The organism is Pseudomonas sp. LjRoot71, assembly GCF_964253255.1.
Taxonomy (GTDB): domain Bacteria; phylum Pseudomonadota; class Gammaproteobacteria; order Pseudomonadales; family Pseudomonadaceae; genus Aquipseudomonas.
In genome coordinates this window covers 420,387-442,746 of record NZ_CAXURA020000001.1, presented here as the reverse complement: position 1 = coordinate 442,746, position 22,360 = coordinate 420,387, and the positions used below count along the sequence as shown (strand labels likewise).

21 protein-coding genes and 1 pseudogene are annotated in these 22,360 nt (G+C 58.1%); 6 read left to right on the top strand and 16 right to left on the bottom strand.

The window, feature by feature from the left end:
* Window positions 1–9: 9 nt before the first annotated feature.
* From ACSQ17_RS02170 to ACSQ17_RS02155, 4 genes are all read left to right on the top strand, one after another.
* Window positions 10–342: a Na+/H+ antiporter subunit G gene (locus ACSQ17_RS02170; RefSeq protein ID WP_436067399.1), complete on the top strand. Its 333-nt coding sequence runs from the start codon at window positions 10–12 to the stop codon at window positions 340–342.
* Between the two features lie 93 nt (window positions 343–435).
* Window positions 436–1,341, top strand: a complete 906-nt coding sequence (locus tag ACSQ17_RS02165; protein ID WP_436067398.1) for a DMT family transporter — start codon at window positions 436–438, stop codon at window positions 1,339–1,341.
* A 10-nt stretch (window positions 1,342–1,351) separates the two neighbouring features.
* On the top strand, window positions 1,352–2,446 hold the full coding sequence (locus ACSQ17_RS02160) for a PLP-dependent cysteine synthase family protein (RefSeq protein ID WP_436067397.1): 1,095 nt from the start codon (window positions 1,352–1,354) through the stop codon (window positions 2,444–2,446).
* A 63-nt stretch (window positions 2,447–2,509) separates the two neighbouring features.
* The gene (locus ACSQ17_RS02155) at window positions 2,510–2,905 is read left to right on the top strand and encodes a DUF488 domain-containing protein (protein WP_436067396.1); all 396 of its coding nucleotides are present in this window, start codon (window positions 2,510–2,512) and stop codon (window positions 2,903–2,905) included.
* Between the two features lie 9 nt (window positions 2,906–2,914).
* On the opposite strand, the gene ACSQ17_RS02150 is transcribed toward ACSQ17_RS02155, so the two are convergent.
* The 12 genes from ACSQ17_RS02150 to ACSQ17_RS02095 all read right to left on the bottom strand — a co-directional run bounded on the left by ACSQ17_RS02150 (window position 2,915) and on the right by ACSQ17_RS02095 (window position 13,038).
* Entirely contained in the window at window positions 2,915–4,531 is a 1,617-nt protein-coding gene (locus ACSQ17_RS02150) for an NAD(P)/FAD-dependent oxidoreductase (RefSeq protein WP_436067395.1), read from the bottom strand.
* Between the two features lie 120 nt (window positions 4,532–4,651).
* The gene (gene gap / locus ACSQ17_RS02145) at window positions 4,652–5,659 is read right to left on the bottom strand and encodes a type I glyceraldehyde-3-phosphate dehydrogenase (RefSeq protein WP_436067394.1); all 1,008 of its coding nucleotides are present in this window, start codon (window positions 5,657–5,659) and stop codon (window positions 4,652–4,654) included.
* A 96-nt stretch (window positions 5,660–5,755) separates the two neighbouring features.
* Entirely contained in the window at window positions 5,756–6,427 is a 672-nt protein-coding gene (locus tag ACSQ17_RS02140) for a COG3650 family protein (RefSeq protein ID WP_436067393.1), read from the bottom strand.
* A 115-nt stretch (window positions 6,428–6,542) separates the two neighbouring features.
* A complete protein-coding gene (locus tag ACSQ17_RS02135) occupies window positions 6,543–6,875 on the bottom strand; it encodes a YegP family protein (RefSeq protein WP_436067392.1) in 333 nt (110 codons plus the stop codon).
* A 133-nt stretch (window positions 6,876–7,008) separates the two neighbouring features.
* Window positions 7,009–7,404, bottom strand: a complete 396-nt coding sequence (locus ACSQ17_RS02130; protein ID WP_436067391.1) for a hypothetical protein — start codon at window positions 7,402–7,404, stop codon at window positions 7,009–7,011.
* Between the two features lie 88 nt (window positions 7,405–7,492).
* Entirely contained in the window at window positions 7,493–7,951 is a 459-nt protein-coding gene (locus ACSQ17_RS02125) for an SRPBCC family protein (protein WP_436067390.1), read from the bottom strand.
* A gap of 219 nt (window positions 7,952–8,170) precedes the next feature.
* A complete protein-coding gene (locus ACSQ17_RS02120) occupies window positions 8,171–8,986 on the bottom strand; it encodes a hypothetical protein (protein WP_436067389.1) in 816 nt (271 codons plus the stop codon).
* A gap of 588 nt (window positions 8,987–9,574) precedes the next feature.
* A complete protein-coding gene (locus ACSQ17_RS02115; protein WP_436067388.1) occupies window positions 9,575–10,108 on the bottom strand; it encodes a hypothetical protein in 534 nt (177 codons plus the stop codon).
* A gap of 413 nt (window positions 10,109–10,521) precedes the next feature.
* Window positions 10,522–10,932, bottom strand: coding sequence for a hypothetical protein (locus tag ACSQ17_RS02110; protein WP_436067387.1), 411 nt, complete (start codon window positions 10,930–10,932; stop codon window positions 10,522–10,524).
* Between the two features lie 608 nt (window positions 10,933–11,540).
* Window positions 11,541–11,930, bottom strand: coding sequence for a hypothetical protein (locus ACSQ17_RS02105; protein ID WP_436067386.1), 390 nt, complete (start codon window positions 11,928–11,930; stop codon window positions 11,541–11,543).
* Window positions 11,931–12,006: 76 nt separating this feature from the next.
* Complete coding sequence (locus ACSQ17_RS02100) at window positions 12,007–12,426, bottom strand: hypothetical protein (protein ID WP_436067385.1); 420 nt, start codon at window positions 12,424–12,426, stop codon at window positions 12,007–12,009.
* 117 nt (window positions 12,427–12,543) lie between these two features.
* Window positions 12,544–13,038 carry a metal-dependent hydrolase gene (locus tag ACSQ17_RS02095; protein WP_436067384.1) on the bottom strand — a complete coding sequence of 165 codons (495 nt, stop codon included), beginning with the start codon at window positions 13,036–13,038 and terminating at the stop codon, window positions 12,544–12,546.
* A gap of 144 nt (window positions 13,039–13,182) precedes the next feature.
* Between ACSQ17_RS02095 and ACSQ17_RS02090 the strand changes: the two genes are divergently transcribed.
* Window positions 13,183–14,151, top strand: a complete 969-nt coding sequence (locus ACSQ17_RS02090) for an integron integrase (protein WP_436067383.1) — start codon at window positions 13,183–13,185, stop codon at window positions 14,149–14,151.
* 93 nt (window positions 14,152–14,244) lie between these two features.
* Here the strand turns inward: ACSQ17_RS02090 and rimO are convergent, their stop codons facing one another.
* Entirely contained in the window at window positions 14,245–15,567 is a 1,323-nt protein-coding gene (gene rimO, locus ACSQ17_RS02085) for a 30S ribosomal protein S12 methylthiotransferase RimO (protein WP_233686608.1), read from the bottom strand.
* Window positions 15,568–15,785: 218 nt separating this feature from the next.
* On the opposite strand from rimO, the gene ACSQ17_RS02080 reads away from it, so the two are divergent.
* Window positions 15,786–17,687 (top strand): potassium transporter Kup, encoded by a 1,902-nt coding sequence (locus ACSQ17_RS02080; protein ID WP_436067382.1) that lies wholly within the window; start codon window positions 15,786–15,788, stop codon window positions 17,685–17,687.
* Window positions 17,688–17,784: 97 nt separating this feature from the next.
* On the opposite strand, the gene ACSQ17_RS02075 is transcribed toward ACSQ17_RS02080, so the two are convergent.
* From ACSQ17_RS02075 to mprF, 3 genes and pseudogenes are all read right to left on the bottom strand, one after another.
* Window positions 17,785–18,333, bottom strand: a complete 549-nt coding sequence (locus tag ACSQ17_RS02075; protein WP_436067381.1) for a cytochrome b — start codon at window positions 18,331–18,333, stop codon at window positions 17,785–17,787.
* 84 nt (window positions 18,334–18,417) lie between these two features.
* Window positions 18,418–19,695 (bottom strand): virulence factor family protein, encoded by a 1,278-nt coding sequence (locus ACSQ17_RS02070; RefSeq protein WP_436067380.1) that lies wholly within the window; start codon window positions 19,693–19,695, stop codon window positions 18,418–18,420.
* 7 nt (window positions 19,696–19,702) lie between these two features.
* Window positions 19,703–22,264 (bottom strand): annotated as a pseudogene (gene mprF / locus ACSQ17_RS02065) (bifunctional lysylphosphatidylglycerol flippase/synthetase MprF).
* Window positions 22,265–22,360 lie beyond the last annotated feature (96 nt).

Here is a 22,360-nt window from a genome sequence, read left to right as displayed (position 1 = left end):
GGAAATGCCATGCCGCTATGGATCGAAATACTGGTTTCGCTGTGCCTGATTCTCGGCAGCCTGTTCATCCTGATCGGGGCGATTGGCCTGTACCGGCTGCCGGATTTCTTCACCCGCCTGCATGGGCCAACCAAGGCCACCACCCTGGGCGTGGGTGGGGTGATCATGGCCTCGATGATCTTCTTCAGCAGCCAGGAGCCGGGGCTGAGTATGCATGAGTTGCTGATCACCCTGTTCCTGTTCATCACCGCCCCGGTGAGCGCACACATGCTGTCGAAGGCGGCGATGCAGAAGAAGGTCAAACTGTTCGAGCGTACCCGCGGCCAGCCCTGGGATTCCTGAGGCTGCACGCAGTACAGCTTTACTGCGCCACTGTGCCTGTCGCCTGGCAGGTGGTCTGGATAGACTGCGGTTTTCAGCGCAGTGGCGGTTGGTATGCACAGGCAAGGGCAGGGCGTGGCAATCGGTTGCCTGATCGTGGCAATGGCGCTGTGGGGCAGTTCCTTTATTGCGCTGAAACTGGCCTTTGCCGAGCTGCCGCCGCTGTGGGTGATCTTCGGCCGCATGGCCCTTGGCAGCCTGGTGTTTCTGCTGGCCTGGCGCTGGCGTGGGCAGATGCACTACCGCGCGGGTGACTGGAAGTACCTGCTGGGCCTGGCCGCCTGCGAACCCTGTCTGTATTTCCTCTTCGAAGCCCTGGCCCTGCAGCACACCAGCGCCGCGCAAGCGGGCATGGTGACGGCCTTGCTGCCGCTGCTGGTCGCGGTGGGGGCGTTTATCTTTCTGGGTGAACGGATCAGCCGCACGACGTTGGCCGGCTTTCTGCTCGCGGTGATTGGTGCGGTATGGCTGAGCCTGGCCGGCAGTGCCGATGAACACGCCAGCAACCCGATTCTCGGCAACTTCTACGAGCTGCTGGCGATGCTCTGCGCCATGGGTTACACCTTGCTGCTCAAGCACCTGTCATCGCGCTATTCGCCCTTTCTACTGACCGCCATGGTGGCCTTTGTCGGCACCTTGTTTTTTCTGCCTTTGGCCCTGGTTACCGAGCCGTTGCCCACCCGTATCAGCCCCATGGGCCTGGGCGCTGTGGCTTACCTCGGTATTCTGGTCACGGTGGGCGCTTATGGGTTGTACAACTTCGGCGTTAGCCGCTTGCCGGCCAGCCGGGCGTCGGGTTTTACCAACCTGATCCCGGTGTTCACCCTGCTGTTTGCCATTCTGTTATTGGGGGAGAGCCTTAATGGCATGCAGGTATTGGCCGCTGCGCTGGTGTTTACCGGCGTGTTGTTGAGTCAGTGGCGTACGGCACCTGCGCTGCCGGCTGGGGTGTTGGATTGAGGAGCATGCGATGAGTGATTCAAGAACCTGGGCGCGCGAGGCGATCCGTATTATCGAGGCGGATTTTCAGCGCAGCGCCGACACCCACCTGATTCCCCTGGCGCTACCGGGTTTGCCGGGCGTCGAGCTGTATTTCAAGGACGAGTCCAGTCACCCCACCGGCAGCCTCAAACACCGTCTGGCGCGCTCGCTGTTTCTTTATGCGCTATGCAACGGCTGGCTCAAACCCGGCGCCCCGGTGATCGAGGCATCCAGCGGCTCCACGGCGATTTCCGAGGCTTATTTCGCCCGCTTGCTGGGGCTGCCGTTTATCGCGGTGATGCCGGCCAGCACTTCGAAGGAGAAGATCGCGCAAATCGCCTTCTACGGCGGCCAGAGCCATCTGGTGCAGGATCCCACGCAGATCTATGCCGAGTCCGAACGCCTGGCCCGTGAGAGCGGCGGGCATTTTATGGATCAGTTCACTTACGCCGAGCGCGCCACCGACTGGCGCGCCAACAACAACATCGCCGAGTCGGTCTTCCAGCAGTTGCGCAGCGAGCGCTTCCCTGAGCCGAGCTGGCTGGTGTCCAGCCCTGGCACCGGCGGCACCCTGGCAACACTGGGGCGTTATGTGCGTTATCGCCGCCACAACACTCAGGTGTTCTGCGCTGATGCTGAGCGTTCGGTGTTTTTCGATTACTACCGCACCGGCGATGCCAGCCTGAGCCTGGACTGTGGCTCGCGGATCGAAGGCATCGGCCGGCCCCGGGTCGAGGCGTCCTTTCTGCCGTCGGTGATCGATGCCATGTGTAAGGTGCCGGACGCCTTGTCACTGGCGGCCATGCATTACCTGGCGCAGCGTCTGGGGCGCAAGGTGGGTGGCTCTAGCGGCACCAATCTGATCGGCGCACTGCTGGTGGCGCAGCGGATGGTCGCAGCGGGGGAATCCGGTTCGGTGGTGGCAATTCTCTGTGATGGTGGCGAACGCTATGCCACCACCTATTACGACGAGGACTGGCTGCATGCCCAGGGCTTTGACCTCGCGCCGCTGATCGCGGCAGTGGCCGGTTGCGCCGAACAAGGGCTCGTTCTGTCAGCTGAAGTCGCTACGGCTGGACTGTAGAGCGGCCCGTGGCCGACCTGGCCATGTGCCACTGGCGCCTGGGCATGTAAGGAGGGCGGGCTAATGATCCAGTGCAAGCGAGTATATGAAGCCAGTTCGGCAACGGATGGTCGGCGAGTGCTGGTTGATCGCCTCTGGCCGCGTGGGCTGAGTAAGACGAAGTTGCAGCTGGATGCCTGGTTGCCGGAGGTGGCGCCGTCCACGCCGTTACGCCGGCAGTTTGCCCACGAGCCGCAAGCGTTTGAGGCATTCCGTGCGCAGTACCGTATCGAGTTGGCGGCCCACCCTGAATATTGGCAAGGGCTGCTGGAACTGGCCGAACAGGGCGTATTAACCCTGCTGTTCACTGCCCGTGATACGCAGTTGAACAATGCCCAGGTGCTGGCCGAGTTTCTCGAGGACGAGCTGGCGCGTCGTGGGCCGCCCAGCTCGCCGGTTTGCTACGCCGACAGGATGTAATGTGCTGGATTAGCTTTCAGCAATGCCGAGCATGTCGCGAATCAGCGCTTCAGCCACGCGAATGCCGTCCACCCCGGCGGAGAGAATACCGCCAGCGTAACCAGCACCTTCACCGGCCGGGTACAGGCCGCGCACGTTAAGGCTTTGCATATCCGCGCCACGGGTGATGCGCAGTGGCGAGGAGGTGCGGGTTTCGATGCCGGTGAGCACCGCATCATGCAGGTCGAAACCCTTGATTTGCTTACCGAAGGCCGGCAGCGCTTCGCGGATTGCTTCGATGGCGAAGTCCGGCAATGCCAGTGCCAGGTCGCCCAGTTTGATTCCCGGTTTGTACGAGGGCTCGACGCTGCCCAGTTCAGTAGAAGGCTTGCCGGCAATAAAGTCGCCGACCAGTTGCCCTGGCGCTTCGTAGTTGCTGCCGCCGAGCAGGTAGGCCTGGGATTCCAGCCGCTCCTGCAATTCCACACCGGCCAGCGGACCACCCGGATAGTCCTGCTCCGGGGTGATGCCTACGACGATGCCGGCGTTGGCGTTGCGCTCGTTGCGCGAGTACTGGCTCATGCCGTTGGTGACCACGCGGTTCGGCTCTGAGGTGGCCGCAACAACGGTGCCGCCCGGGCACATGCAGAAGCTGTACACCGAGCGGCCATTCTTGGCGTGGTGCACCAGCTTGTAATCTGCTGCCCCCAGTTTTGGGTGGCCGGCGTATTTGCCTAGGCGCGCACGGTCGATCAGACCTTGTGGGTGTTCGATACGAAAGCCTACCGAGAAGGGCTTGGCTTCCATAAACACTTCGCGCTTGTGCAGCATGCGGAAGGTGTCACGCGAGCTGTGGCCCAGGGCCAGGATCACCTGGCGGCTGAGGATCTGCTCGCCACTGTCGAGCACCACGCCCTTGAGCTGGCCATCTTCGATCAGCACATCGCTGACGCGCTGCTGAAAGCGCACTTCGCCGCCCAGTGCCTTGATCTCTTCACGCATGGTGGCGACCACGCCGGTAAGGCGGAAGGTGCCGATATGCGGCTTGCTGACGTAGAGAATCTCGTCCGGTGCTCCGGCCTTGACGAACTCGTGCAGCACCTTGCGCCCGTAATGCTTGGGGTCCTTGATCTGGCTGTACAGCTTGCCGTCTGAGAAGGTACCGGCACCGCCTTCGCCGAACTGCACGTTGGACTCGGGGTTGAGCACCTTCTTGCGCCACAGCCCCCAGGTGTCTTTGGTGCGCTGGCGCACTTCGGTGCCGCGCTCCAGCACGATGGGCTTGAGGCCCGCCTGGGCGAGAATCAGCGCAGCGAAAATCCCGCAGGGGCCAAAGCCGACCACCAGCGGGCGTTCGGTGAGGTCGTGTGGGGCGTGGCCAACCGGTTTGTAGGATGTGTCAGGGGCAATGCTGATATGCCGGTCATCGGCGAGCTTGTGCAGCAGCGCCGCTTCATCGCTGACCTGGCAATCGATGGTGTAGATAAAGTGCAGTTCGGTGGATTTCTTGCGCGCATCGTAGCTGCGCTTGAACAGGGTGAAGTCGAGCAGCTCGCTGTCGGCGACGCCCAGGCGCTGGACGATGGCCGGGCGCAGGGCTTCTTCGGGGTGGTCGAGGGGCAGCTTGAGTTCAGTGATACGAAGCATGAAGGCGATCCACTTTCAGGGCCGGAGGCAACCCGGCAGCTTTTAAAAGGCGGCGATTATACGCCTGATCGGTGCTTAAAGGCCGCCGCCGATCACGGGCAGCGGCCTGGCTGCGAAGTATTAGCGTGCTTCAGGTTTTACCCAGGCGAGCATCACATCGAGCATGCGGTTGGCAAAGGCCCACTCGTTGTCATACCAGGCCAGCACCTTGACCAGACCACCCTGCACGCGGGTGTGGCTGAGGTCTGCCACGCAGGACACGGGATGCCCGTTGAAGTCGCTGGAGACCAGCGGCAGCTCATTGCACTCCATCACACCCGGCGGCAATTGCTGCGCACCTTCCAGCAGCGCGGCGTTGATCGCTTCACGGCTTGTTGGACGTTCGCTGGTAAACGTCAGGTCGACCAGCGAGACGTTGGGTGTCGGCACACGGATCGACAGGCCATCCAGGCGGCCGGCCAGCTCCGGCATCACCAGGCCGATGGCCTTGGCCGCGCCGGTGCTGGTGGGTATCATCGACAAGGCGGCGGCGCGGGCGCGGTAGAGATCGCTATGGGTCTTGTCCAGCAGGTTCTGATCGTTGGTGTAGGCGTGGATGGTATTCACCAGCCCTTGGCGGATGCCCACGGCCTTGTGCAGTACCTTGGCCAGCGGCGCCAGGCAGTTGGTGGTGCAGGAGGCGTTGGAGACGATCTGCTGGTCACCCAACAGCTGATGATTGACCCCGTAAACCACCGTCAGATCGGCGCTATCCAGCGGGTGCGAGAGCAGTACGCGCGGCGCGCCGGCACTCAGGTGCTGTTCGACCTGGGCGCGTTTTTTCATCTTGCCTGAGCATTCCAGCACCAGGTCCAATGCGTGCGCGCGCCACGGCAGATTGCTGACCTCCGGCTCGCGCAGCAGCTGGATGGATTGGCCGTTGACCTGCAGCACATCGCCTTGCAGGTTGATCTGCCCGGGAAAGCGGCCGAAGGTCGAGTCGAAGCGGGTGAGGTGGGCGAGGGTGCTTTGTTCGCCCAGGTCGTTGATGGCGGTGATGTGGATCTGCTGGTGCAGTTCGCGTTCGAACAGGGCACGCACCAAGCAGCGGCCAATACGTCCATATCCATTGATGGCAATGCGCAGCATAGTGATATTCCTTTGGCTGACTTCCTTTTCAGCTTAGGCCAATCACCTAGCAGGCAGCTGATCTATCTCAGCTCACTGCGTATTTATGCGGTTTGGTTAATCGTTGCGCGCGCCGCCGAGGTAGCCGCAGCCACGCAGAACCTGACCGTTAAGACGCAGCTCGGCACTCAGGTGCTGGACGGTGCCACTCATGCTGTCGACACAACGCTGCTTGGCTACCCAGAGTTCAAGCTGCTGGCCATTGGCCTCGCTGCTCAGGTTCAGGCGGCCTTCCGGCAGTTGTTCTTCCAGATAGGGCAGTGCCTGCGGCTCTTGCCCCGGACGGTGCAGGACCAGCCCCTGGTTGCTTACCGCAATGCTCCAGTCCGGCTCATGGCCGCTGGCACGCAGCAGCGTACGGGCGAAGTTGATGTCGCTACAGCCAGGCCCTTCGGCTTGTAGGCGATACACCTGGCTGGGGAGGAATTTGCCGTCGATATCCTTCTGAGGGCTGGCCAGCAACTGGCCGCGCATATCGACATACAGGCTGCCAGAGCCATCGGCCAGAAGGCCGGCAACATCACGGCTCAGTCCGTTTGCGCCGGCATCCTCAACCACAAACTGGCGCTGCTCCTGGCAGGGGCGAAAGCGCAGTTGTCCCGCGTTCAGGCTGAGTTCACCCTGCAGGCGGCTCTGCGTGGGCGCAGTTTCAGTAGGTTTGTCGGTAAACACCTGGCAACTGGCAAGCAGTGGCAGCAAGGCAAAGCAGAACGGGCGGCTGAAACGCATCGTGGCACTCCTGAAAAGTGCGCTCACGTTACCTAGGCCCCTGGTCGATCACAAGGGCAAGCCCGCCCGCTTGAGCGGCAGGTGCACGCCAGCCTGAGCCAGCGTGCACCTGAGTTTAAAGATCACTCTTGATGATGGTGGTCGGGCCGTTGCTCTTGACCGACTCGATGCCGACCTCGCGGCTGGCTGCAGCCTTGTACATCTGGCTGCAGCCGATCACTTGATGGTTGGCCGCCTTGAGGTTGAAGTAAAAACGCCCATCGCTGGCATCCTTGCGCTCGTAACGCTCATCGGCCGGTGCGTTCTTCTGCACTGAGGCAATCCCGCCCTCGGCAGCAGCGCGGCTCTCATACTGTTCACTGCGCAAAATCACCTCGGCGTTACCCGCTTTCAACACGAAAAAGAACTGGCCTTTATCGTTTTTCGTCAGTTCATACCAACCAGCCATGGCGGCCTCCAACAAGTAGTAAGGAAGGGGTAGGACAACGATCAACCGCGCTTACCGGCGGTGATCGACGAGGCAAAGCATAGCAAGGGCATATGACCGTGTGAGTGAGATGCGCATGGTTGTGCCCAATGGGCTAGTCGCCGGACAGGTCCGACTCCTGGGTTGGGTCACCCAGCAGAAAGCTGTTGCCATGACTGGACGTCAGCGTAGCTGTGCCCAGGTTGCGGATAACCCAGTGCCACTGCCCATAACGGTTTTGCAACGTACCGCGCGCGCTGCATGGGCCGTAAAGGAAGAAATCGTGCTGCTGGCGCGCAGAAAGCAACACAGCCTGGCTCAGGAAGGCCTGCACCTGTGCCGGGCTGATGCTAAAGCCTGCACAGCCTTCTGCCTGCGGCCCAACGCCCTGTTCCAGTACCCTGATCTCACTGATCGGACCTATGGGCGAGGCCAGGCTGGCGACGGGCAGCATGCCAAGCAGCAGCCCGGCGCAGAACCTTTTGAGCGAATGGGGTGGGTGCTGATTCATGGTTCGGGTGTCCTGATTGCCGTGCACCCGATCCGCCAGAGCGCGGTAGGCGCTGCGCTCATCGAGTCAAATATGTGGCGTAGATGGGTTAGGCCGTGGGTTGCTCGACATACGGAGAGCCCTTACCCGTTTCTACATAGGTCTTGAGGCTTCCCAAAAACTGATTCCAGCCCTGACTGCAAATCTCGTAACACTCAATCTGTGGCGTGAGCCCGACGTGTTCAAGTTGCAGTTGCGTGACTTTCCCGGATTGGGGAGTGAGTTGAAAAACAATCGTTGTGCCAATCCATTCATTTGTTCGTGTTAACCTAGGGGCTATCAGTTGTGCGTCGGTGACGCTCCATCGAACCTCGGTAAATGGATGCAGGGCTTCAATGTGCATCACTTTGTAGGTATCACCAAAGTGAATGGTTATCTGCTCGCCAACAGATGTGCCGACCGTACTAGAGGTAGTCCACCAGCCCTCGATGCCATGCTGAGTGGTTAAGGCTTCGTAGATTAGCGATACGGGTGCTGCGAGTAAAAGTTCACATTTAAAACTCTTCACTGGTTCCCCGCTATTTGTTTGATAAGTGAGTCTTTTGGTTAAAGGGCCAGCTTTAGCCGGCCCCAGTGAGTACTGTGAGCGTTTTCAGCCAATTGTTAGATACTCAGATGTACACATCATTTAAAGTGCTGTTTTCTTGATTGTTACGCGTTACGCCTGGCGAAGCGCAATAAGTTCAATACTGTGATGCAACTGAAAGCCGCAATATCAGCGTTTCCATTAGCGGTTACTGACGCATTGACTCAGCTTGGCTCGTGCTGCCAAACCATCGGTCCAGTCGATATCTGCAACAGCACGTCCACCCATCTCAACGATGAAATGCTCAACATCCAGCATCGTGTTCAGCGCCGCTTCAATGTTCGGCACTGTCATGCCAATCGCGCCGGCCGGGATATTCGGTACCGAAAAATTCAACGCATTCACCGACTGCGGTTGATACTTCGACTGCTTAAGCGTCACCGCTACAGTTTGCGTGTCCGAGGGCCTGGGAATATCGGCGCTCCAGAAGATCAACATGCCACCCTGATAGGCTTTTCCGGGGCCGACAATACTGACCGCGCCACCCTCTTTGCTCCACATGGCAACGCAATTGTCTCCGGGGGCTGAATCTTTCTTAGCCTGAAAAACTTTCCATTCACCCTGCTTGAAGCGTTGGTAATCCGGATCCGCTTCCAGCTTTTTCAGCTTTGCTTCGGCTTCCAGCATCTGCTTTTGGACTTCTGCGTTTCTGGCCGCCTGCTCGTTGATGGCGATACTCATGGCGTCGTAACTAGGCGGGCCGGGATCGGCAAAAATATTGCAGCCGTCACATCTATAGCCGCCCGCATATCCACCGCCAGCGCTCTCAGCGCCACCACCATCAGCCCCTCCACCGGTTGCCACACACAGAGGAACAGCGGCAACTCCATGCGAGCCACCGCCAACCCCAATTTGCTGCTCACCAGGCCCTGGACCACCCGGGCACGGGTAGTTCGCCAATGCTGGTTGCGCGATCAAACCAACCGCTGCAAACACAAGAAATACATAGATTTTCATCGTGGGTTTAATACTCCAGTCATTTTTAGGGGCTGTTGCAGGCGCTGAGTTAAAGAGGGTAGAGCCCGACCCCTGTCACACAAAATGCTACGCACCCTCTCGCAAGCAAGCGTGCGCTGTTGTGGGTGTACACAATACAAAAAAGCTTTGAAAGCATGAATGTCTAACGTTGTGTCTAGACAGGGGTTTTAGCCTGCCCCGGTGAGTGAAGCGAACGATTTGAACCACTAGTTAGAGCTATTCGCGATAAATTTTTGTTTCGCAAACCGCACTAAGAATTTAAGTGTTCTTATTGCTAATATGGCAATAATTGCCAATGTCGATATGTAAAATGCTAGCGTGGAAACTGTTATTGGCCAAAATGCGGCGCTAGCACCTTCTTTATAGCAATCTCCCAAGATTCTTGGGCAGCCTATGTATATGTAATAAAGACCAGCACAAAATCGCACTGACAGCGCTAGAAGCGATGTAAAGAGCCACGGTTTCAGCTTTTTTGGGTTCATGTATAGCTCTAACGTTTGGTTAAGGGGCCGGCTTTAGCCGGTCCCAGCGAGTGGAGCGAGCGAATTGAACCAATTGTTAGGCAGCTCACTCACTCCACTTGGCCTTAATATGTTTTCCTTGCCCTTTCTGTAGACTCTTTCGATCGAGCAGCTTTGCCTTAAACTCGAAATCTTCACTGATCTTCACGATAAGAAGCTTATTGAAATTTCCAGCTCGCTTGACCGAAACGGTGTCGCCTGATTTGAATGGGCTAATTGTTTTTATTTCGACGAAATCGTTGCCCAATTTACCATCGGAGCCTTGCGTAAATGGTTTATGCCTTTTGATTCCATATTGAGCCTCGCCATAGAGCTCGCCAAGCTCTCCATAAATTGGCAAGTGTCGCCCCGTTACTTCTAGATAATTTCGAGCTGTTTCAACTAGCTCATCTAGCAACTCCCAAAGCTGAAGATTTGTTGGGTTCTTTAGTTCACTATTAGAATCCCAGCCTCCCTCATCATCAATCAGCTCATCGATGTAGTCTTCCCAAGGGTTATATCCACATGCAGCGGCATCCGCTATTTGCTCTGCGCTATAACCTTCATTATGCATATCGTGGAGAAAGTCCCAGTCGCTCATGTATTTCCTTTGCCTAACGTTTGGTTAAGGGGCCGCGGAACGCGGTCCCGAACGAGCGAAGCGAGTGACTTGAACCAGTTGTTAGGCTGGGGGCTTCGAGCCGGACGAAGGACTTGCTGCCAGCGCTGAGCTTAACCGGCGGGGCGCACGGTGTGTCGGTTTCGACCCCGGAAGTTATTTGTGATGTGCGCATTTCCTGAAAACAACTCCCTTGCTGAGCACAAATAACGGCCTCTATCTTCAGACGGCCACTCGATTCTGTGCTGACGCCGCGATGCGGCTGCTGTGTTCCTGTGCACGGTCATCGAGCATGGCTTTGCTCTTACGCCTAACGTTTGGTTAAGGGGCCGGCTTTAGCCGGTCCCGAGTGAGCGAAGTGAACGGCTTGAACCACTTGTTAGGTTTTACGCTATTCACTGGTGAGAAAAGTACGTTACTAAAGAGCCGAAGGCGACAAACGCTTTCCAAGAAAGCCAAGCAAAGTGTATTAAAACTATGGATTTAGCGAGAAGCTGCCAATATTGGTTTGCGGAGTTTATGGAGCAGCGCCAGACAGCGATTAAACAAAACAAGAAATACATAACATAGACCACTACAGCTGTAGTGGCAGCTATTACCAATACTTGTTCCGTTTGTAAATTTAAAATACGACTTGCTTGTAATAGTGCATAGCTTGTTGAGAGGGATTTTATTAGTACTACGAAAATAGCCGTGAAAGAAAGGCTGCCTATAACATACAAAACCCAGAATGCCTTCCATAGCGGCTGGCTCCCTTCGATGAAGCTCATTTTTTGGAGAGGTGATGAGGTTTGTGATGCTTCCATGCTGTAGAACCTAACGTTTGGTTAAGGGGCCGGCTTTAGCCGGTCCCAGCGAGCGGAGCGAGCGATTTGAACCAGTTGTTATGTGTGCCTAGCTACAGTTAATTCTGTTGAGCGCCAAACTCAGGTCTCGTTTGAGAGAAAGACGCTTCTAATTTGAAATTTATTTTTTATTTTCAATTTTCTCAGTTTTATTCTGAAATACCCTCGGTATTAGTTTTTGTTCTTTTTACTACTTTCATTAATTTGTTTGGCGACTAGGTAGAGTTTCACTCCCCAGAAAGCCAACTTCACTATTTCAGTGGTAAATTGAACTAAGCTAACGGGGTCAACTGTTACGCAGACCGCGATAACAAAGCTCATAGTTAACATAGAAATTCCTTCTTGAGACTAGGCAGGGCCGCTCAGTACCAAGAGGGTTAAATATCTGTGAGAGCTAAATCTCCATAGCGGATATTATTTTACCCTGCCAGCCAGGGGCAGGAATTGAATCCCGGCTTAGAAGGTCAAGCTCTACCGGGACGGTACACATAACGTTTGGTTAAGGGGCCGGCTTCGCCGGTCCCAGCGAGCGGAGCGAGCGATTTGAATCATTTGTTAGAGGCGCCCGCTCAGTGTTGGTAAATTTTGGCATGCGAGAACTCGCCACTCTTTTTGAAGTAGATATGTAGTGCATCGTAATCGAAGCCAAGCCCGCTACACATGCCAAGAATGTAGCGGATCTCGTCTACGCCCTTATCTGTGTCAGGTTTACCAAGTAAGGAGATTATCTCTTGTTGTTTCATTCCGGCGGAAAGGTGGTTTTTGATTATATCTTTTGCCATTTCTCCGCGGTAACAGGTTGAGCTTTCTTTATCTGTGATGGTTCTCTGCCATGCATCTTTGTTGAACTTTTCACCGCTTAATGGCCAAAGCAAGAAACTAATTCCCGAAATGACGAGAAGCGCTATTGCACCGGCTATTGCGTAAATTTTCTTTGGTGATCTATCGACGCGATCCATGCGACCTCTAACGTTTGGTTAAGGGGCCGGCTTTAGCCGGTCCCGAGTGAGCGAAGCGAACGGCTTAAACCATTTGTTAGGCCACAACGCTAATGCTACGAAAGAACATTGATTCCTTACCTTCAAGCTGCGCTTCGAGTCTTTCGACAATGTGAGGGTGAGCCCAAACAGCCATGGTCTCTAGGCCTTTTACTTCTTCAGGGGTGGCTGGTATTTCGTTACCCTCAGTGTAGATACTTAATTTTCCAGTAATTGCATCTTTTTTGGCATAGCTCTGGGGGCGCATATGTGGTGCAGGGATTTCTGCTTTTCCTGCCTTTGCCCACTTATAGCGATTTGGTGTGTCGTTAAATACGACGACGCGAAATGCAGCTGGTAGAGCAATAATTTCCTCTGCCTTCAATTCTGTAGTGCAAGAAGCAAGAAAGAAGCGAGCAGTGCCGTCCGGTAACCATTGGCAGTACGCATGTCTCCCTTGTTTTGATAGTGGGAGCATCAGAAGGTCGCCTGGTCGTTTTACTATGCGAGACATATAGGGCCTAACGTTTGGTTAAGGGGCGGGCTTTAGCCCGTCCCAGTGAGCGAAGCGAACGGTTTGAACCATTTGTTAGGGTTATGCAGATTTGGAGCGCCATAAATAATAAGCCCAACCTAATACTAGTATTTCAAGCGCAAACGACCAGTGCAGAATGAAATTTAGCCACCAAGGCTTATAAACAGCTTCTACAGTGAAAAGTGCGAAGGGTTTATCTATGAATGGAGCAAACCACCATATGTCGCCTACTATTGAATCTAGCAGCATGTGAATTGATCCGCTAATTGAGAAAATTACTGCGAGTGCTGGGGCTGATTTATTGTTGGCGAGTTTGAACCAGATGCTCGACGCTGCCAGGATGGTCAGCCAAAGTACGGGGTAGTGCGGCCAGTATGTATGATGATGATTCTGTCTGTTATCGATTAAGTAAAAATAGAACATATCTAAGTCCGGTGCGATGCCTCCAAGTGCTCCGGCTAAGATAAAAAATTTTGTAGAAACTCCAGTATCTGCGAACTGCTTAAGCAGCAATTTCGCGGAAATATACCCAGCTGGAAGATGGCCAATGAACATAAAGACCCTAACTATAATTAGACGACATCGCTGTCGCATAACATCCGAGTGAATGTCGGATAACGTTCCTTGTCGTTTTTCAAGTCCTTGTCTAGCTTGGAGTAGGTCGCGGCAAACGCGACATTACTCAGGGAGCAACACGACATGGATGACGGCAAGCCAAAACTGCTGGCGCAGGTGCGCGAGCAGATTCGTTTGAGAAATTATTCGATTCGTACCGAGGCTGTCTATGCCGAGTGGGTGAAGCGTTATATACGTTTTCATCGTTATCGGCATCCCGCTGAAATGGGGGCTGCGGAGATTGAGGCGTTTTTGAGTCATTTGGCTGTTGGCCGGAATGTATCAGGCTCGACGCAGAATCAGGCGCTGGCGGCGCTGTTGTTTCTTTATAAGCAGGTTCTGGGTGTGAACTTGCCATGGCTCGATGACATTGTTCGCGCCAAAAAGCCCAAGCATTTGCCCGTTGTACTGACGCGCGATGAGGTGGCGCGGGTGCTGGATGAGTTGTCGGGTGTGCAGTGGCTGGTTGCCAATCTGCTTTATGGTGCCGGGCTGCGCTTATTGGAGGCGTTGCGCTTGCGGGTCAAGGATATCGATTTTGCCCGTGGTGAAGTGCTGGTGCGTGATGGCAAGGGGCAGAAGGATCGGGTGACTATGCTGCCGCAGCGTTTGATTGTGCCGTTGCAGGAGCATCTTCAGAAAGTCGCTGTTTTGCATCGCACCGATCTGGCAGAGGGTTTTGGCCGAGCCAACCTGCCATTCGCGTTGGCGCGCAAGTACCCGAATGCGGCGGCGGAGTGGGGTTGGCAGTTTGTCTTTCCGTCAGGTAATCGTTCGCAAGACCCGCGCTCCAAAGGCATATTCCGTCATCATGTGCATGAGAAAACCATTCAGCGCGCGGTACGTGAAGCAGTAAGGCGTACGGGATTGATTAAACCGGCTACGCCTCACACCTTTCGCCATTCGTTTGCGACTCATCTGCTTGAGGCTGGCCAGGACATTCGTACCGTGCAGGAATTGCTCGGTCATGCGGATGTGAAGACGACGCAGATTTATACCCATGTGCTCAATCGCGGCGCACTGGGTGTGCTTAGTCCGCTTGATCGTATCTAGCAGGCAGCTTTGCTTGTTGATCCCTGCTTAAGCAGATGGCAAAAGCCCCGCACGAGGCGGGGCTTTTGGAGGTTGCGTGCAGTTGCGTGACGCTTAGATCAGTTCGGCCCACATGTCGTATTCATCAGCGTCGATGATGCGTACGCGGACTTTGTCACCCGGATTGACCTCGGTGCTGGCGATAAACACGCTGCCGTCGATCTCTGGTGCATCGGCGTAACAGCGGGCAACGGCGCCTTGGTCGTCGACTTCATCGATCAGCACGTCCATTTCTTTACCGACCTTGAGTTGCAGGCGGGCGGTGCTGATGGCTTGCTGGTGGGCCATGAAACGATCCCAACGATCTTGCTTGACGTCATCCGGTACCGGGTTGTCGAGCAGGTTGGCGGGGGCGCCTTCTACCGGCGAGTACTGGAAGCAGCCCACGCGGTCGAGCTGGGCTTCGGTCAGCCAGTCGAGCAGGTACTGGAAGTCTTCTTCGGTTTCGCCGGGGAAGCCGACGATAAAGGTCGAGCGGATGGTCAGCTCCGGGCAGATCTCGCGCCAGGCTTTGATGCGCGCCAGGGTCTTGTCTTCGAAGGCGGGGCGCTTCATCAGTTTGAGTACGCGCGGGCTGGCGTGCTGGAAGGGGATGTCCAGGTAGGGCAGAAGCTTGCCAGCCGCCATCAGCGGGATCAGTTCGTCAACGTGCGGGTAGGGGTAGACGTAGTGCAGGCGCACCCACACGCCCATGCTGGAGAGCGCTTCACACAGTTCGGTCATGCGGGTTTTCACCGGCTGGCCGTTCCAGAAGTCGGTCTTGTACTTCATGTCCACGCCATAGGCGCTGGTGTCCTGACTGATCACCAGCAGCTCTTTGACGCCGGCTTTGACCAGGCGCTCGGCTTCGCTGAGCACTTCACCCACCGGGCGGCTGACCAGTTTGCCGCGCATCGACGGGATGATGCAGAAGCTGCAGCTGTGGTTGCAGCCTTCGGAAATTTTCAGGTAGGCATAGTGGCGCGGGGTGAGTTTGATGCCCTGTGGCGGCACCAGGTCGATCAGTGGGTTGTGATCCTGGCGTGGCGGCACGACTTCATGCACGGCGTTGACCACTTGTTCGTACTGCTGCGGGCCGGTCACCGAAAGCACGCTGGGGTGCACGTCACGGATGCTGCCTTCTTCCACGCCCATGCAGCCGGTGACGATCACCTTGCCGTTTTCCTTGATCGCTTCACCGATCACTTCCAGGGATTCAGCCTTGGCGCTGTCGATAAAGCCACAGGTGTTAACCACGACAACGTCGGCATCCTGGTAGGTCGGCACAACCTCATAGCCTTCCATGCGCAACTGGGTGAGGATGCGCTCGGAGTCCACCAGGGCCTTGGGGCAGCCGAGTGAGACAAAGCCGACTTTCGGCGTGGCGGGGGTGGACATGGCGTTAACCTCAGGCGTGTACGGATGGATGCTGGGCGCTTACTGCGCCTCTGATCAAAAAGTGCGCAATTCTAGCGGCAGACTTGCGCCATTGCCACCACTACGAAGGGTCTTTTAGCCGCTAGCCTGTAGGAATGCCACGCGGCTGGATGAGTGGCTGGTACGCCGCTGTGGTCAGTACCTGGAAGCGCAGCATTATCACGTCATGGAGCATGTGGATGAGCGAAAGTGTTACGCAAACGGCCGAGCAGCATGCGCAGTCGAAGTCATCTGGCAAGTTGCTGATCGCGGCCGTGGGGGTGGTGTACGGCGATATCGGCACCAGCCCGCTGTATACCCTCAAGGAGGTCTTCGCGGGGCAGTACGGGGTGCAGGCCAACCATGACGGGGTGCTGGGCATTCTCTCGCTGATCTTCTGGTCGCTGATCTGGGTGGTGTCGATCAAGTACATCCTGTTTGTCCTGCGTGCGGATAACCAGGGTGAGGGCGGGGTCATGGCGTTGACCGCACTGGCGCAGCGCGCGGCACGGCCATTCCCGCGGTTGCAGGCGCTGCTGGTGTTGCTGGGGTTGTTTGGGGCGGCGCTGTTCTATGGCGACAGCATGATTACACCGGCGATTTCAGTGCTGTCCGCTGTTGAGGGGCTGGAGTTGGCCTTCGAGGGGCTGGAGCCTTGGGTGGTACCGCTGTCGCTGGTGGTGCTGGTGGCACTGTTCATGATTCAGAAGCACGGTACGGCGCGGATTGGCGTGCTGTTCGGGCCGATCATGGTGCTCTGGTTCAGCGTGTTGGGTGCCTTGGGGGTATACGGCATCGTTCAGCAGCCGGAAGTGCTCAAGGCGCTGAACCCTTACTGGTGTGTGAATTTCTTTATCTCGCACCCGGGGATTGGCGTGGTCATTCTCGGCGCCGTGGTGCTGGCTCTGACAGGGGCGGAAGCGCTGTATGCCGACATGGGCCATTTTGGTCGGCAGCCGATTGCCCGAGCCTGGTTTCTGCTGGTGTTGCCGGCGCTTTTGCTCAACTACTTCGGTCAGGGTGCGTTGATCCTCGGCAGTCCCGAGGCGGCACGCAATCCGTTCTATCTGCTGGCCCCGGCCTGGGCGTTGCTGCCGATGGTGCTGCTGGCCACCCTGGCCACGGTGATCGCCTCGCAGGCGGTGATTTCCGGGGCGTTTTCGCTGACCCATCAGGCCATCCAGCTGGGTTACATCCCGCGCATGTTCGTGCAGCACACCTCTGACCATGAACAGGGGCAGATTTATATCGGCGCGGTTAACTGGGCCTTGATGGTCGGCGTGGTGCTGTTGGTTTTGGGCTTCGAGTCGTCCGGCGCACTGGCCTCGGCCTATGGCGTGGCGGTGACGGGCACCATGCTGATCACCACCTTGTTGGTGTCGGCGGTGATGTTGCTGCTGTGGAAGCTTCCCAAGCTGTTGGCGATCCCTGTGCTGCTGGGTTTTTTGCTGGTCGATGCGCTGTTCTTCGCCGCTAACGTGCCGAAAATTCTTCAAGGCGGGGCTTTCCCGGTGTTGGCGGGGATTGTGTTGTTCACGTTGATGACCACCTGGAAACGCGGGCGACAGATTCTGGTCGAGCGCCTGGATGAAACGGCCTTGGGCCTGCCGCTGTTTATCAACAGCATTCGGGCGCAACCACCGCATCGGGTACAGGGTACGGCGGTGTTTCTCACGGCCCGGCCGGGGGCGGTGCCCCATGCGCTGCTGCATAACCTGTTGCACAACCAGGTGTTGCACGAGCAGGTGGTGCTATTGACTGTGGTGAGTGAAGACAGCCCACGGGTTGCACCGGAGCGTCGTTTTGAAGTGGACGCCTTTGGTGAGGGCTTCTTCCGCGTGGTGCTGCATTTTGGCTTTATGGATGAGCCCGATGTGCCCGAGGCATTGAGGCTTTGCCACCTCAATGAGCTGGATTTCAGCCCGATGCGCACCACCTACTTTCTCAGCCGTGAGACGGTGATCCCGACCCGGCGTATCGGCATGGCGCGATGGCGTGAGGCGCTGTTTGCCTTCATGTTGAAGAATGCCAACAGCAATCTGCGGTTTTTCAAACTGCCACTCAATCGTGTGATTGAGCTGGGTACTCAGGTCGAGATCTGAAGTGGGCACAGCGCCTGGGCGCTAGCTCAGGCATTGGCTGGCGGGCATTGCACCTGCACCGACGTGCCGTTGGGCACACTGGTGCAGGTGATCAGCCTTAGCCGCGACCAGGCAGGATGCGGGTCAGGGTGTTGTCGCGCACTACAAAGTGGTGCAACAGGCCAGCCGCCGCATGCAGGCCGATCAGCCAGTAGCCGGCGCTGCCCGCCAGCTCATGCCATTCCCTGATGGTGCCCGCCAGGTCAGGGTCTTTGTTGACCAGCGCTGGCAGCTCCAGGCCGAAGAACGGGATTGGTTTACCCGCCGCGCTGAGGATCAGCCAGCCCGCCAGTGGTGCGCCGATCATCAGTGCATAGAGCGCCAGGTGCATCAGTTTCGACGGGATGGCCTGCCAGGCGGGTAGGGCCGGTACGATGGCGGGTGTCGGGCTGAGGCTGCGAGCCAGCAGGCGCAGCCAGACCAGGGCGAATACTGCCAGGCCGAGCATGAAGTGCCATTGCTTGAGCAGTTCGCGGGTATCACTGCCTTTGGGGAAATTGCCCTTGAGTTCGATGCAGGCATACACCCCCGCGATCAATATCAGTATCAGCCAGTGCAGGGCGATGGAGAGCTTTCCGTAGCGCGTGGGGAGAGGGTTCTGGTTCATCACGGTTCCTTGCTGTTTCTCGTTTTTAGGTACTGCGGTGTGGCCTAGGTTAGTTAAAAAAACTTAACGGAGCATGAAGGCAGATCAATCTTTGTGGCCGTTGGCCTGGCGTTGCTGGATGGCCTGCAAGAGTTTGTCAGCCAGTGCCGGGTAGTTCTCGTCGTAGTGATGGCCACCAGGCAGTTTCAGCGCCTCACCGACGGCATTGGGTTGGGTACAGCCGCTCTCCGGACCTTCTTCCTGACCATAGACGCAGAGCACTTTGTGCGCTGGTAGCCGGCTCAGCTCCGGGCCGGTGGCCGCTTCCTGCCCGGTTTTGCCGAGCCAGCCCTGCACCTCGATCTGGAAGCTGCCACTGCGCGCCAGGGCCAGCAGCAAAATGGCGTCCACCTGCTGCTGTTCGTCTGCCGTGAGCCGGTTGTAGAACGCCGGCAGTGCATCTGCGCCGAAAGAGTACCCGGCCAGAACAAAGCGCTTGGCGCCCCATTTCTCGCGGTACTGCCGCATCAGTTGGCCCAGATCGGCGGCGCCCTGTTGCGGGCTTTTGTGCTGCCAGAAGTAGCGCAGGGCATCGATGCCCACCACGGGATAGCCGCGTTTGGCCATTTCCGCTGCCACGTCACGGTCGAGGTCGCGCCAACCGCCATCGCCGGAATAGAACAGGGTGACGGTATCACCTGGCTGGCTGGCCGCTACTTCAATCACCGGCATCGGTTCGCCCTGGCCCTGTAACAGGCTCAGCAGGCGTTGCTTGAGCAGCTCTGGTAGTTGGGTGCTGTAGTCGCTGATGCTGGTTTGTGCGTTGGCCTGGGCGCGCGCGAAACCTGCACTGGGTTCATCCGGGTTGTTGTTCCAGGCCACGTTCCAGCGACCATGGGCCGCACGCTCGGGCAGTGGGGCGGCGCAGTCCGGTTTTTGCAGGCTGAAACCCACCGACAGGGCCTGCGCCTCGTCATTGCTCTGTGTAGCCAGCCAGCGCCAGGCGAATGCTGCACCTGGGCCGATACCGGCGACCAGCGTAGGGGTGTGCTGCAGCGCATCTGTGGCAGCCTGTAGGCGGTGTTGTTGGGCATCGCAGTCATTGCCGGGCAGGCTCAGTTGCAGGATGCGTGCGCCACTGTCCTGGGCCAGGGCCAGCAATTCACCATCCTGCAAGTGTTGACTGGGGTCGAGCAGTAGCAGTACCTGGGCTTTGGCCGTGCCGGCGGGGGTTGCCAGGCTGGCCGAGCTGCCATCGGTCAGTTGGCGCCGCTCTATCTTGGTCTGTTGCGCAGGGTGCTGCCAGAGCTGCCAGGCAATCGCCGACAGACCCAGGGTGAGGACAAGCACCAGCAGTAAGCGTTGCCAGAGACGTTTGAGCATGCGGGCCTCAGCGTTTGATCAGTCCGGTAAAACCGCCGGCAATCAGCGCCGCGGTGTCTGCCAGTGCCACCAGTGGATCAATGCCTGGCGGTACGGCCATGTAGCGCGGCTCCCATTCCGGTTGGAATTTATCCTTGAAGCGGCGCAAGCCCCGGAAATTGTAGAATTGTTCACCCCGGCGAAAGACCAGCGAACCCAGGCGCTGGGTCAGTGGCGCACCGCGGCGCAGTTGCAGGCCGGCCAGGGGCACCATACCCAGGCTGAAACGCTGGTGGCCGCTGGCCTTGAAGTGCAGCAGCAGGTTGAGCATGAGGAACTCCATGGTCAGCTTTGGCGCCTCGGGGTGCACGCGCATCAGGTCGAGGCTGGCCAATTCCTGGCTGTCAGTTTCCAGCAGGTTGGCAAAGGCCAGTGGCCGGCCGGCCAGCGAAACCACGGCAATGCGGAAGTGCTTGAGGTAGTCAGGGTCGAAGCGGCCCAGGGAAAAGCCCTTTTCACGCACCTGTTTACCCTGCATCCAGGCCTCGGAAATAGCTTGCAGTGCGGCCATGGGGGCTTGTCCGGCAGCGAATATTTCCAGGGCCAGGCCGTCGCGCTGCCCACGGTTTAGGGTGTAGCGCAGGTCTTTCATGGCCTTGCCTTTGCCCTCCAGATCGAAGCGCGGCAGGTCAACGCGCGCCTCTTCGCCGAGCTTGATGGCGCTCAAACCAATGTCCATGTAATAGGGCAGGTTCTCGGCGCGCACCTGATAAAACACCGGGCGTACGTGGTACAGGTCACAGAGGTCGCGGAACTGCCAGATCAGCTCAGCCCGGCAACTGGCGGCCCCAATCGGGTCGAACAGGGCAATCAGGCTACGTCCCTGGCGGGCGAACATCAGAAAGGCATCGCCTCTGGGGTTGAACAGCAGGGCCTTGTCACCGGTCAGCACCAGGCCGCCATCCGGCTGCTCCGATGTTTTGACGATGCGCGCTGCCGTGCTCAGTTCTGCAGCTGTCGGTGCGTGGATCACCATCGGCGTTGGTCGCAGCAGCCAGAGCAGAGCCAGGGCGGCGAGCAGCAAGCCGCTGCCCAGGGTGGCGCGCAGGGTTCGCGGTGCATCGGCGTCCACTGCAAACTGCCAGAGCAGGTCGTGGCTGTAGGGCACATTCTGATAGGCGAATAGCATCAGCCACAGTGCTGCGCTCAGCACGCAGATGCTGGCCACCAGATTGACCGGGGAGAAGGGCATCTCCAGCAGGCGGCTTGGGCGATAGAAGGCGCCGCGAAATAGCGCCAGCAAGGCCGCAGTGAGCAGTAGCAGGCTGGCCTCTTCCCAGTCGAACCCCTTGAGTATCGACAGCACGGCCGCGCAGGCCAGTAAACCAACTGTCAGCGCCCAGGCGGCAGACAGTCGGCGTCGCAAGCCATGAGCCAGCAGCAGGCAGAGAACCCCGATCAGGCTGGCGGCCAGGTGAGAGGCGTCGATCAGGCGGTGAGGAATCAGAAAGCTTAGGTATTCCAGGCGGGTATCAATGGCCGGTGTCGCTCCGGAAAATAGCAGCACCACCCCGGAAAGAAACACCAGCAGTGACAGCACCGGTGCGGCGAGCCCCGAAGCACTCTGTACCGCCTGGCGGCCCGCCGGTAGAAAGCGACGTGCTTCATTCGCCAGCAGCAGAAGGCAGGCGATCAACAGCGGCAGGCCCACATAAATCAGGCGGTAAAGCAGCAGGGCGGCCGCCAGTGGCGCCGCGCCCAGTTGCCCGGCGAACGCAGCCAGCAGCACTGCCTCGAATACCCCGACGCCGCCGGGAACATGGCTAAGCACGCCAGCGGCCAGAGCCAGCAGGTAGACCAGTAGAAAGGTTGCCAGCGGCGGTGCTTCCGGCAGCAGCAGGTACAGCACGCTGGCAGCGGCACACACATCAACCAGGGTAATCAGCAATTGCAGACCGCTCAGGCGTAAGCCCGGCAAACGCAGGCGGCGTGCGCCCAGGCGGATGGTCACGCAGCCCGGTGTGGGTGCCTACGGTTCACGCTGTTGCGCCAGTACGACAATCAGCCCCAGAGTAAACAGCAGCACGCTGCCGGCGATAACCTGCACCTGCAAGGGGGGCAGGCGTAGCGCCAGGGAGGCCGCCTCCAGGTTGATCAGTGCGGCCAGGGCAGCCAGTGGTGGTAACGCGCAACCCAAGGCCAGGCTGGCAAACAGCGTGATGCGGGCAATATCGGCTGCGCCAAGATTGTCTCGAGCATACAGGCGGTAGCGAACCGAGCCGCCGGTGAGCATGGAAAAACCGATCGCGTTGCCGATGGCCGACGCACAGAAATTCCCCAGCAACATGCGCCCGATGGGCAGTTGAACCCCGGCCAGACGGCAGCCGGACCACTCGTAGCCAGCGAGTGCGAGGAACCCGATGGCGGTTGCCCCGACGGCCGCCAGCAGGCTGCTTGCGGGCACCTCGGCGATGGCACTGCGCAGCGCGTCGGGGTCCAGCTCATGGAGTAGATGCCAGCAGGCAAACAGGCCGGCGCTGAACAGCAGCAGGGTGAAAAGCAGGCCGATGGGCTGGCGATAGGCGCTCAATCGTTCGAGCCAGCGTAGCTGCCGATTGTCGTCCGGTTGGGTGTCGTCAGGAGTGGTATTGCCGGTGGAGTCGGGTGTGGCGCGCATCGAGCACCT

Coding starts and splice junctions, on each gene's coding strand:
- ACSQ17_RS02170 (WP_436067399.1), top strand. CDS start 10: ATGCCGCTATGGATCGAAATACTGGTTTCGCTGTGCCTGATTCTCGGC.
- ACSQ17_RS02165 (WP_436067398.1), top strand. CDS start 436: ATGCACAGGCAAGGGCAGGGCGTGGCAATCGGTTGCCTGATCGTGGCA.
- ACSQ17_RS02160 (WP_436067397.1), top strand. CDS start 1,352: ATGAGTGATTCAAGAACCTGGGCGCGCGAGGCGATCCGTATTATCGAG.
- ACSQ17_RS02155 (WP_436067396.1), top strand. CDS start 2,510: ATGATCCAGTGCAAGCGAGTATATGAAGCCAGTTCGGCAACGGATGGT.
- ACSQ17_RS02150 (WP_436067395.1), bottom strand. CDS start 4,531: ATGCTTCGTATCACTGAACTCAAGCTGCCCCTCGACCACCCCGAAGAA.
- gap (WP_436067394.1), bottom strand. CDS start 5,659: ATGCTGCGCATTGCCATCAATGGATATGGACGTATTGGCCGCTGCTTG.
- ACSQ17_RS02140 (WP_436067393.1), bottom strand. CDS start 6,427: ATGCGTTTCAGCCGCCCGTTCTGCTTTGCCTTGCTGCCACTGCTTGCC.
- ACSQ17_RS02135 (WP_436067392.1), bottom strand. CDS start 6,875: ATGGCTGGTTGGTATGAACTGACGAAAAACGATAAAGGCCAGTTCTTT.
- ACSQ17_RS02130 (WP_436067391.1), bottom strand. CDS start 7,404: ATGAATCAGCACCCACCCCATTCGCTCAAAAGGTTCTGCGCCGGGCTG.
- ACSQ17_RS02120 (WP_436067389.1), bottom strand. CDS start 8,986: ATGAAAATCTATGTATTTCTTGTGTTTGCAGCGGTTGGTTTGATCGCG.
- ACSQ17_RS02115 (WP_436067388.1), bottom strand. CDS start 10,108: ATGAGCGACTGGGACTTTCTCCACGATATGCATAATGAAGGTTATAGC.
- ACSQ17_RS02110 (WP_436067387.1), bottom strand. CDS start 10,932: ATGGAAGCATCACAAACCTCATCACCTCTCCAAAAAATGAGCTTCATC.
- ACSQ17_RS02105 (WP_436067386.1), bottom strand. CDS start 11,930: ATGGATCGCGTCGATAGATCACCAAAGAAAATTTACGCAATAGCCGGT.
- ACSQ17_RS02100 (WP_436067385.1), bottom strand. CDS start 12,426: ATGCTCCCACTATCAAAACAAGGGAGACATGCGTACTGCCAATGGTTA.
- ACSQ17_RS02095 (WP_436067384.1), bottom strand. CDS start 13,038: ATGTTCATTGGCCATCTTCCAGCTGGGTATATTTCCGCGAAATTGCTG.
- ACSQ17_RS02090 (WP_436067383.1), top strand. CDS start 13,183: ATGGATGACGGCAAGCCAAAACTGCTGGCGCAGGTGCGCGAGCAGATT.
- rimO (WP_233686608.1), bottom strand. CDS start 15,567: ATGTCCACCCCCGCCACGCCGAAAGTCGGCTTTGTCTCACTCGGCTGC.
- ACSQ17_RS02080 (WP_436067382.1), top strand. CDS start 15,786: ATGAGCGAAAGTGTTACGCAAACGGCCGAGCAGCATGCGCAGTCGAAG.
- ACSQ17_RS02075 (WP_436067381.1), bottom strand. CDS start 18,333: ATGAACCAGAACCCTCTCCCCACGCGCTACGGAAAGCTCTCCATCGCC.
- ACSQ17_RS02070 (WP_436067380.1), bottom strand. CDS start 19,695: ATGCTCAAACGTCTCTGGCAACGCTTACTGCTGGTGCTTGTCCTCACC.